The 9,231-nt window shown below is 71.2% G+C and carries 10 protein-coding genes; 7 read left to right on the top strand and 3 right to left on the bottom strand.

From position 1 onward, the window contains the following. Positions 1-252 precede the first annotated feature (252 nt). The 6 genes from QMG73_RS35330 (at position 253) to QMG73_RS35305 (ending at position 5,258) form a co-directional block, all read left to right on the top strand. Positions 253-639: a hypothetical protein gene (locus tag QMG73_RS35330; protein WP_281903122.1), complete on the top strand. Its 387-nt coding sequence runs from the start codon at positions 253-255 to the stop codon at positions 637-639. Next, positions 636-1,163, top strand: a complete 528-nt coding sequence (locus tag QMG73_RS35325; RefSeq protein WP_281903121.1) for a DUF6036 family nucleotidyltransferase — start codon at positions 636-638, stop codon at positions 1,161-1,163. The genes QMG73_RS35330 and QMG73_RS35325 overlap by 4 nt, the downstream gene beginning before the upstream one ends. A 45-nt stretch (positions 1,164-1,208) precedes the next feature. Then, positions 1,209-2,027: a HipA family kinase gene (locus QMG73_RS35320; protein WP_309299564.1), complete on the top strand. Its 819-nt coding sequence runs from the start codon at positions 1,209-1,211 to the stop codon at positions 2,025-2,027. Then, positions 2,024-2,419 carry a DUF3037 domain-containing protein gene (locus tag QMG73_RS35315; protein WP_281903117.1) on the top strand — a complete coding sequence of 132 codons (396 nt, stop codon included), beginning with the start codon at positions 2,024-2,026 and terminating at the stop codon, positions 2,417-2,419. Before QMG73_RS35320 ends, QMG73_RS35315 begins: the two co-directional genes overlap by 4 nt. Before the next feature lie 67 nt (positions 2,420-2,486). Next, complete coding sequence (locus tag QMG73_RS35310; RefSeq protein ID WP_281903116.1) at positions 2,487-3,953, top strand: amidohydrolase family protein; 1,467 nt, start codon at positions 2,487-2,489, stop codon at positions 3,951-3,953. A 12-nt stretch (positions 3,954-3,965) separates the two neighbouring features. Further along, positions 3,966-5,258, top strand: a complete 1,293-nt coding sequence (locus QMG73_RS35305) for an aspartate aminotransferase family protein (RefSeq protein ID WP_281903114.1) — start codon at positions 3,966-3,968, stop codon at positions 5,256-5,258. Positions 5,259-5,332: 74 nt separating this feature from the next. Here the strand turns inward: QMG73_RS35305 and QMG73_RS35300 are convergent, their stop codons facing one another. Genes QMG73_RS35300 through QMG73_RS35290 form a run of 3 tightly spaced genes read right to left on the bottom strand, consistent with a single transcriptional unit; the run spans position 5,333 to position 8,219 of the window. After that, positions 5,333-5,965 (bottom strand): pyridoxamine 5'-phosphate oxidase family protein, encoded by a 633-nt coding sequence (locus QMG73_RS35300; RefSeq protein WP_281903112.1) that lies wholly within the window; start codon positions 5,963-5,965, stop codon positions 5,333-5,335. Between the two features lie 2 nt (positions 5,966-5,967). Then, positions 5,968-6,603 (bottom strand): FMN-binding negative transcriptional regulator, encoded by a 636-nt coding sequence (locus tag QMG73_RS35295; protein ID WP_281903109.1) that lies wholly within the window; start codon positions 6,601-6,603, stop codon positions 5,968-5,970. Between the two features lie 8 nt (positions 6,604-6,611). Then, positions 6,612-8,219 (bottom strand): amidohydrolase, encoded by a 1,608-nt coding sequence (locus tag QMG73_RS35290; protein WP_281903107.1) that lies wholly within the window; start codon positions 8,217-8,219, stop codon positions 6,612-6,614. Positions 8,220-8,299: 80 nt separating this feature from the next. Here QMG73_RS35290 and QMG73_RS35285 point away from each other — a divergent pair, with 80 nt between their 5' ends. After that, positions 8,300-9,229: an ABC transporter permease gene (locus QMG73_RS35285; RefSeq protein WP_281903106.1), complete on the top strand. Its 930-nt coding sequence runs from the start codon at positions 8,300-8,302 to the stop codon at positions 9,227-9,229. Positions 9,230-9,231 lie beyond the last annotated feature (2 nt).

Here is a 9,231-nt window from a genome sequence, read left to right as displayed (position 1 = left end):
CGTGGGCCATGCCGTTGCTCCCGCGGCCTCACTCCGCGCGCACCCACGACCCAACCCGAGGGGGGTGACCGTGAATCGCGGAGGGTGAGGCCGCGGGAGCAACGGCACGGCCCACGACGAACGTCGCGGTAGCCCGAGTCTGGCGGTGTGGACGTGCTGAGCCTGGCTATCCCCCGGCACCCTGCCCGGCGCGGCATCGTGAGTGCCGCCGCAGCGGCTACGACGGGCGGACAGGGCGGTAGGATCTGACACGTGGTGGTCAGATATGAGCCGATGACCTTGGCGAAACTCGGCCAGCATTTGGCAGCGACCGCAGATGAGCGCGTGCGGTGGAAGCTGATCTGGGAATTCCTTGAGGAGTACCGCTGGGAGGCGGCTGAGTCGCAGGTCAGCCTTCTCCAGGCCGAGCCGTTACCGGTTGGAGACGAGCGGTGGGATGCCCTGCTCGCCGCGCTGGCCGAGCACCTGTGCGCTCAGCATGGCCTCGCACCGCCGGAGTGGTCAGAGTCACGGGTATTGAAGCGGGCTTGGTTTCCCGCCGAGCTCGCCATCCAGCGCGCCGACGCGCTGGTGCGGGCGCCGGCGGCGTTCCGGAAGCGTGGCGTCTACCTGTCCGCCCACGATTTGAAGGCAGCATGACCGACGCCGGCGGCGTTCTCATGGGCCGCGCCGACCTGGAGCGTGCCTTCACCGTTCTTGGCGAACGACTGGCTCGCAGAGGTGTCGTTGCTGATCTGTTCGTAGTCGGCGGTGCCGCCATGGCGCTCGCATACGACGCGGAGCGCGTCACACGGGACGTCGATGCCATGTTCGTTCCGCACGGCGTCGTTCTTGAGGAGTCACGAGCCGTCGCGGAGGATCTTGGACTACCGCCGTGGTGGCTCAACGAGCAGGCTAGCGTCTACGTATCAGGCAAGGACGACCCTGGTAAGCGTCGCGTTTTCGACCACCCGAACTTGAGGATCATGGTCGCGTCGCCTGAACACATTTTCGCGATGAAGGCGTTGGCCGCGCGAACCCGTGACATCGACGATCTGCGGCACCTCGCCACGCTCGCCAACGTCCATACGGTCGATGACGCGCTGCGTATCTGTCGGGACTTCTACCCCGATGAGGATGCCTCGATGCGGGCCCGAGGCGTCCTTGGAGAGCTGTTCGGATAGCGAGCTCCACCGAGATCCAGGAGACAGACCCTAGACTCGGCGGTTGTGCTGCGTACTGTTTCGGCGACACGCTATGTGACGCCATTTCGCGAGGGTGGTTCGTTACCGGGGTTGATGGAGGCGGACGATCTCGGCAGCTACGTGGTGAAGTTTCACGGGGCCGGGCAGGGGCGCAAGACGCTCGTCGCCGAGATCATCAGTGGCAGCGTCGCGCGGGCGATCGGGTTGCCTGTGCCGGAGTTGGTGGCGATCGAGGTTGATCCGGTGCTCGGGCGGGCGGAGCCGGATCAGGAGGTGCAGGATCTGCTGCGGGCCAGCGGCGGTCTCAACCTCGGCATGGACTACCTGCCGGGCGCGCTCGACTTCGATCCGGCCGCGTTTCCGCTCGACGCCGCGCTCGGTGGCCGGGTGCTGTGGTTCGACGCGCTGGTGGGCAACGTGGATCGGTCGTGGCGCAATCCGAACATGTTGCAGTGGCACGGCCGGGCGTACCTGATCGACCATGGTGCCAGCCTCACCTTCCACCACAACTGGCCGGGCGCGCCCAATGCCGTCGCGCGCGAGTATGACGCGAAGGATCACGTGCTGGTGGAGTTCGCGCCGCATGTGGAGAAGGCGGACGCCGAGCTCGCTCCGATGGTGACGCCGGACCTGCTGCGCGAGGCGGCCGAGCGGGTACCGGACGAGTGGCTCGCCGGCGAGGAGGGCTTCGACGGTCCGGAGCAGGTGCGCCGGGCGTACACGGAGCAGCTCGACGCCCGGCTGCGCGCCCGCGCGGGGTGGCTGCCCGCGCTGGCGGCGGCGCGCCCCGCGGTCCGGGAGACGCGGCCGGGGCGTAACCGTCCGGATTGGTTGGCCCGATGAGCGCCCGCCGGCACCCGTTCGAGTATGCGGTGTTGCGGGTCGTGCCCCGCCCCGAGCGCGGGGAGGCGTTCAACGCCGGCGTCCTGGTGTACTGCCACGCGCTCGACTACCTGGGTGCCCGCGTTCACCTTGACGCCGAGCGCCTGCACGCACTGGACCCGTCGGCCGATCCTGCCGCGATCGAGTGCGCCCTCCGGGCCGTCGCCAACATCTGTGCCGCGGCACCGGAGGCCGGGCCGCCCGCGCGGGAAGACCCGGGGAAGCGGTTCCGCTGGCTGGTCGCCCCGCGCAGCACGGTGGTACAGCCGGGTCCGGTGCACACCGGCCTGACCAGCGACCCCGACGCGGACGCGGACCGCCTGCTGCGCCTCCTGGTCCTGCCGGTCGAATGACCTGCGCGTTACAGAAACCTGCTGGAGGTCCGTTGAAGAAGCAGATGGTACAGGTTAGGGTGCGAACGTGGTGATCGAATGCGACCTCGCGCTCGTCGGCGCACGCGTCGTCGATCCCGCGTCCGGGCTCGACGCGGTGCGCGCGGTCGGCGTGCGCGACGGCGTCATCCAGAGCGTCACGCCGGAGCCGCCGCCGGCTGCCACCGTCGTGGACGTCACCGGACTCGTGCTCGCGCCCGGCTTCGTCGACCTGCACAGCCATCCGCAGGACCTGGTCGGCCACCGGCTCCAGGCGCTCGACGGGGTCACCACGGCGCTGGAGCTCGAGGCCGGCGCGCTGCCGGTCGCGGAGCGGTACGCCAACGCCGCCGCCGAGGGGCGGCCGCTCAACTTCGGGTACTCGGCCGGCTGGGTGCTCGCCCGCCTCCAGTTGCTCGACGGGGTACCGGCCGGTGGCGACGCGCTCGACATCGGGCACGCGGCGGAGAACGCCCACCAGACCAACTGGCAGCGCCCGGCCAGCGAGCGGGAGCTGGGCACGCTACTCGACATGCTGGAGAAGGACGTCGAAGACGGCGCGCTCGGCATCGGGATGCTGCTGGGGTACGCGCCGGACACCGACCGTGCCGAGTACCTGGCGATAGCCGCGCGCGCCGCGAAGCTGGGCGTACCGGTCTGGACGCACATCCGCCACGCCGGCCTCGACGGGGTCACCGAGATCCTGGAGGCGGCCGAGCGAACCGGGGCGCACCTGCACATCTGCCACCTCAACAGCATCACCGGCCGAGAGCAGGTCGAGGCGTGCGCGGCCATCACCGCCGCGCGGGCGGCCGGCGTGCGGGTCAGCACCGAGGCGTACCCGTACGGCGCGGCGTCGACGAACATCGGCGCGCCGTTCCTGTCGCCGGAGGCCGGGGTCGGTCAGGAGCGGCCGACCACCGCGATCACCTATCTGCGGACCGGGGAGCGGGTGGCCAACGTCGAGCGGCTGCGCGAGCTGCGCGCGACCGACCCGGGCGGGCTGGTGATCCTGGACTTCCTCGACGAGAACGATCCGGTCGAGCGCGACCTGTTGCTGCGCACCATCCTGCTCGACGAAACGGTCATCGCCACCGACACGATGCCCATCATGGACAGTGGCGAGCGGCTGCCCGGCCACACCTGGCCCGTGCCACTGACGGCCCGGGTTCACCCGCGCAGCGCCGGCGGATACGCGCGCGTGTTCCGCTGGCTGGTCCGCGAGCTGGGCGTTCTGTCCATCATGGAGGCTGTGCGGCGGTGCTCGCTGCTGCCGGCGCAACTGGTGTCCACTGTGGCGCCGGCGATGGCGGCCAAGGGGCGCGTCCAGCCCGGTGCCGACGCCGACATCGTGCTGTTCGACCCGGACGCGATCGCCGACCGGGCCACGTTCACCGAGATCCGGCCGTCGACCGGGATCGCGCACGTGCTCGTCAACGGCGAGTTCGTGGTGCGCGACTACCAGCTCGTGCCCGACGCCCTGCCCGGCCGGCCGATCCGCGGCCGGCACGCCTGAAGGAGGCCCCGCTTGCCGCCGCTCTACGAACGCGACCTCGCCGCCGTTGCGAGCGTGCTGCACCTGCGGTTCTACCCGCTCGCCACCACCAAGGGCGAGGGCGCGTGGCTGGTGGAGGAGGGCGGGCGGCGGCTGCTCGACATGACCGCCGCCTTCGGCGCCGCGGGACTCGGGTACGCGCACCCGGCCGTGGTCGAGGCGGTGCGGCGGGCGGCGGGCGAGATGGCGGGTGTGTCGGCGCTGTTCGGTGCCTCGCCCGAGGTGGTCGGGTTCGCCGAGGAGCTGCTCGCGCTACTGCCGGGCGGCACCGACCGCAAGGTCTACATAGGACACGCGGGCAGCGACGCCAACACCGCCGCGATCCGCGCGGCGCGTGCGGGCACCGGCCGGTCCCGGGTACTGAGCTTCGGCGGCTCCTACCACGGTGGGCTGGGCGAGTCGCAGGGCGTCTCCGGCGTGTACGTGGCCGGTGGCCTGCGCCCCGAGCCCGGCCTGGCCCAGGTGCCGTACCCGCACCCGTACGCCTCGGTCCTGTTGCCGGACGTGTTGGACCAGGTCGACAGGGAGCTGTCCGCCGGTGATGTGGCCATGGTGATCGTCGAGCCGGTGACAAACGACGGCGGCGTCATCGTGCCGCCCGACGGGTTCCTCAAGGGGCTGCGGGAGCGGTGCGACCGGTACGGCACGCTGCTGTGCGCCGACGAGGTCAAGGTGGGGCTGGGCCGCACCGGCACCCTGCACGCGTTCGAGCGCGAGGGCATCGTGCCGGACGTGCTCACGCTCGGCAAGACGCTCGGAGGCGGCCTGCCGCTGTCGGCCGCCGTGCTGCCCGCCGAGGTCGACGCGGCCGCCGAGGGCGCCATCCTGCTGACCACCATCGGCAACGCGGTCTGCGCGGCCGCCGGCCGGGCCGTCCTGTCGACGATTGCCAGCGAGCGGCTGTGGACCCGGGCCGAGGTGCTGGGCGACCGCCTCCTGACCGGCCTGCGCGCCCTGGCCGGCAAGCATCCGCTGATCGGCGACGTACGCGGGCGGGGCCTCACGATCGGCGTCGAGCTGGTGCGCGACCGGGAGACCAAGGCGCCCGCGAAGCTGGAGACCGCCCTGACCGTGTACCGCGCGTTCGAGCTGGGCGTCCTGACCGACTACGTCGGCCCCGGCAGCAACGTCATCGAGCTGACCCCGCCACTCATCCTCACCGAGGAAGAGGTCGACCTGGCGGTCGAGGTGATCGACGCGGCCCTGAGCGACGTCGAGGCCGGCAAGGTCCCCGAGTCCGTGATCGGGCCGTACAAAGGCTGGTGACCCGTCCGCCCGTGATCAGGGCGTCCCTCAAGTCGTTAGAACGACTTCAGGGACGCCCTGATCACGGGTGTGCGCTAGAGTTTGCGGCCCTCGTGGGTGGTGCGGGCGCGGTCCTCCGGGGTCAAGGCGCTGCCGAAGGGGGTCAGGCCGGGGAGGCCGTCGATGCTCTCGCCGTTGTTGACGTCGCAGTAGTCGCGGATGGCGTCCGGGCCACGCTGGTCGAGCCACGCCTCGGCGGTGCGGTAGAGCTGGCGGCGATCCTCCTGGTACGCCATCAGCGGCACCCCGAAACCGCACGAGTCGGAGATGCGGGTGGCCTCGACGCGGATGACGCTGCGCACGGTCGGCCGGGCCTCGTCGGGCAGGTCGAATCGGGCGAGCAGGTCGTCGAAGCGCGGGTCGGCCATCTCGACCACCTCGCCGCGCCCGTGTACCCGGATGATCTGCGGCGGGCCCTCGAAGGAGCAGAACATGACGGTGACCCGGCCGTTCTGCTTCAGGTGTGACACGGTCTCGATGCCGCTGCCGAACAGGTCCACATAGGCCAGCTCGCGCGGGCCGAGCACGGCGAAGGTGCCGCGGCCGCCCTTGGGGGAGACGTTGACGTGGCCGCCGTCGCCGCTGGGCGCGGTGGCCACGAAGTACATCGGCTGGCGCAGCAGCCATTCGCGCAACCGGTCGTCGATCTCGGGCAGGACGGATCCCATGGCTATCCCTTCGGGCGTGCCTGCTCTTGGGCGACAGCGTGCTGGCGGCGCATCGCCTCGGCGAGCGCCGGGTTGGCGTGCGTTGGATCGCGGTCGAGCGCGGCGACGACGCTGGCCACATCGCCAGCGGGCTTGTCCTGACTGAGTTTAACCTTGCCCACCACGCGGTCCGGGCGCAGGCGGAACCCGACCGTGCCGCCGGCGATGCGGTGGGCGTACCCGGACACGCTGTCGAGCCGCCACGGCGACGGCCGGTGCCGCTCGAAGTGGTCGACGGTGCGGTCGAGGACGCGGTACGTCTCGTCGGCGTCCAGCACCTCGGGCCGCCCGTACAGGTGGGCGACGACGAAGTTCCACGTGGGCACGTACGGGCCGCCGGTGTACCAGCTCGGGGAGATGTACCCGTGCGGGCCCTGCACGACGAGCGCCACCTCGTGCCGCCCCAGCTCGTGCAGGTCGGCGTCGGCACGCGCCAGGTGGCCGAGCACCACGAGAGAGTCGCTCTCGGGCACTACCGGCAGGTGCGAGACCGCCAGCCCGGCCGGCGTACCGGTGACCAGCGTCGCCCAGCCCTGATCGCGTACGAGCGCTTGTATCTCGGCCTCGTCGGTGATGGCATACCGCTTCTGCTCCAGCATGTGAGGGACTACGCCAGCGAGCCGTAGACGACGTTGCCGCCGACGACCGTGGCGACCACCTCGATCTTCGAGATCCGGGCGGGGTCGACGCGGCGGGGGTCGTCGGACAGTACCGTGAAATCAGCGTGTTTCCGGGCGGTGACCGACCCGAAGTCCTTCTCGCGGTGCGCGGCGTATGCCGCGCCGCTGGTGTAGGAGGCGAGCGCCTCTTCGACGGTGAGCCCTTCGCGTGGCCCGGTGACGGTGCCGCGCAGCGAGGTGCGCTCGACCATGTACTGCACGCCCACCAGCGGGGAGCCGGCGCCCAGCGGGCGGTCCGAGCCGCCCGCTATGCCGATGCCACGGTCCACAAAGGATCGCCCGCGGTACTGCCAGTGCATCCGTTCCGGCCCGAGGACCGCGGCGTAGTCCTCGCTGTTGTCGACGAGGAAGCACGGCTGGATGGACGCGATGACGCCGAGCGCGGCGATGCGGTCGAGCTGGTCGTCGCGGGTGATGCCGCAGTGCTCGATGCGGTGCCGGGGATCGGGTCGGGGGTGGGCGCGCTGGGCGGCGTCGATCGCGTCGAGTGCGAGGTCGATCGCCCGGTCGCCGATGGCGTGGATGCCGACCTGCCAGCCGGCGGCGTGTGCGTCGAGGACGGTGGCGGCGATCTCCTCCGCCGGCTGGGCCAGTACGCCCACGTTGTCGGTGCCGGCGAACGGCTCGGTCAGCGCCGCGGTGCGTACCATCACGCCGCCGTCGGTGAAGATCTTGACCGCGCCGAGGCTGAGGTGGTCGTCACCGAAGCCGGAGCGCAGCCCGAGGTCGATGCCCCGCCGGATCGGGTCGTCGCGGTGTGCCGAAACCGGGTGCAGCGCATCGGCCGAAACCATGAGCTGCACCCGGATCGGCAGCCGTCCGGCCGCGCGAGCCGCCTGGTACGCGGCGACCTCGACCGCGCTGAACCCGATTTCCAGCGCGCCGACGCCGGCCTCGACGGCGGCGGTGATGCCCTGGGACACGCAGGTCTGGGCTGCGTGTCCCAGGGCGCCCACCAGTTCCACGGTGGACAGTGGTAACCGGAGCCGGCGGGCGAGCCCGGTGGCCCGCTCGTACAGCACTCCGGTCGTCTCTCCGGCGGCGTCACGCTCGACGCCGTCGAGATCTGGATGGTCGGTGGGGAAGCCGGCGAGCACGGCGGAGCTGACCACGGCCGCGTGCCCGGAGATGTGGTCGACGATGACGCGGCGGCCACCGCCGGCCCGGTCCAACTCGTCCTGGCGCAGGTGCCGCCCGATCCGCCGCTGGTCGTACCCGAGCACGTCCACCCAGGCGGTCCCGTCCAGAGCCGCGGCCGCCGACGCGATCAGATCCAGGACGCCGGTCGCGGTGGTCGCGGCCGAGACGTCGATCGCGCCGTGGGCGAAGCCCTCGGCGACCAGGTGCGTGTGCGAGTCGACGAAGCCGGGCAGCAGGGTCGCGCCGCCGGCGTCGACGGTCCGCCGGGCCGGCAGGCCGGCTATCTGCTCGTCGACTCCGACGATCCGGCCAGCCCAGACGCCCACCGCCGAAGCGGCCGGCCGGGTCGTATCCATCGTCAGGATGTTGGCGTTCTCGATCCGTAGGTCCAGCACCTGAGCACCTCCCGCGGAAGAACTATACGTTACAAGAACGGCGTTGACAGCATGATCTGTATGTGACATTACTTGAGGTCATGACGGGAACCCAGGCACCGCAGGTAGCGCGGTCGCCCGCCCGGCTGGCCTGGCGGAGGTTGCGCCGGGACCGGGTGGCGGTCGCGAGCGCCGTGGTGCTCGCCGTCATCGTGGCCCTGTCGGCCGCCGCACCGGCGGTCTGCGCGCTGCTCGGCATCGACACCGAACGCCACATCGAGTTGCTCAGCCTCGACAACGTCGGCTTCCCGGAGGGCGCGTTCGGCGGCATGAGCGCCGACCACCCGCTGGGCGTCGAGCCCAAGACCGGCCGCGACCTGCTGGCTCTGCTGCTGTACGGGTCGCGCACCTCGCTGCTGATCGCGCTCGGCGCCACCGCGCTGTCGGTGGTGCTCGGCGTCGCCTTCGGGCTGTGCGCCGGCTACTTCCGCGGCTGGGTCGACAGCGTGCTCTCCCGCACCATGGACGTGCTGCTGGCGTTCCCGGTGCTGCTGTTCTCCATCGCGCTGCTGGTCGTGCTCGGCAGCATGGGGAACGGCAACGGGCTGCGCACCCTCGTGCTCATCCTCGTCATCGGGTTCTTCGGCTTCCCGTACGTGGGCCGGCTGGTCCGCGGGCAGGTGATCGCGCTGCGGCAGCGGGAGTTCGTCGAGGCGGCCCGCGCCCTGGGCGCCTCCGACCGCCGCATCCTGGGCACCGAGATCCTGCCGAACCTCGTCTCGCCGATCCTCGTGGTCGCCACCCTCACCATCCCGACGCGCATCCTCGCCGAGGCCGCCCTGTCGTTCCTCGGCGTCGGCATCCAACCGCCGGGCACCTCCTGGGGACAGTTACTGGGCTCCGCGTCGCACGTCTTCACCGTCACACCGACCTACATGCTCTTTCCCGGCCTGACCGTGGTCGTCACGGTGCTCGCCTGCAACCTGCTCGGCGATGGCCTGCGGGACGCGTTCGATCCCAAGACAAACTGATG

Source organism: Phytohabitans aurantiacus (genome assembly GCF_027923225.1).
Taxonomy (GTDB): Bacteria; Actinomycetota; Actinomycetes; order Mycobacteriales; family Micromonosporaceae; genus Phytohabitans; species Phytohabitans aurantiacus.
The sequence above is the reverse complement of the archived record's forward strand: the minus strand, read 5'-3'. Positions and strand labels throughout refer to the sequence as shown.

Coding starts and splice junctions, on each gene's coding strand:
- QMG73_RS35325 (WP_281903121.1), top strand. CDS start 636: ATGACCGACGCCGGCGGCGTTCTCATGGGCCGCGCCGACCTGGAGCGT.
- QMG73_RS35315 (WP_281903117.1), top strand. CDS start 2,024: ATGAGCGCCCGCCGGCACCCGTTCGAGTATGCGGTGTTGCGGGTCGTG.
- QMG73_RS35300 (WP_281903112.1), bottom strand. CDS start 5,965: ATGGGATCCGTCCTGCCCGAGATCGACGACCGGTTGCGCGAATGGCTG.
- QMG73_RS35295 (WP_281903109.1), bottom strand. CDS start 6,603: ATGCTGGAGCAGAAGCGGTATGCCATCACCGACGAGGCCGAGATACAA.
- QMG73_RS35285 (WP_281903106.1), top strand. CDS start 8,300: ATGACGGGAACCCAGGCACCGCAGGTAGCGCGGTCGCCCGCCCGGCTG.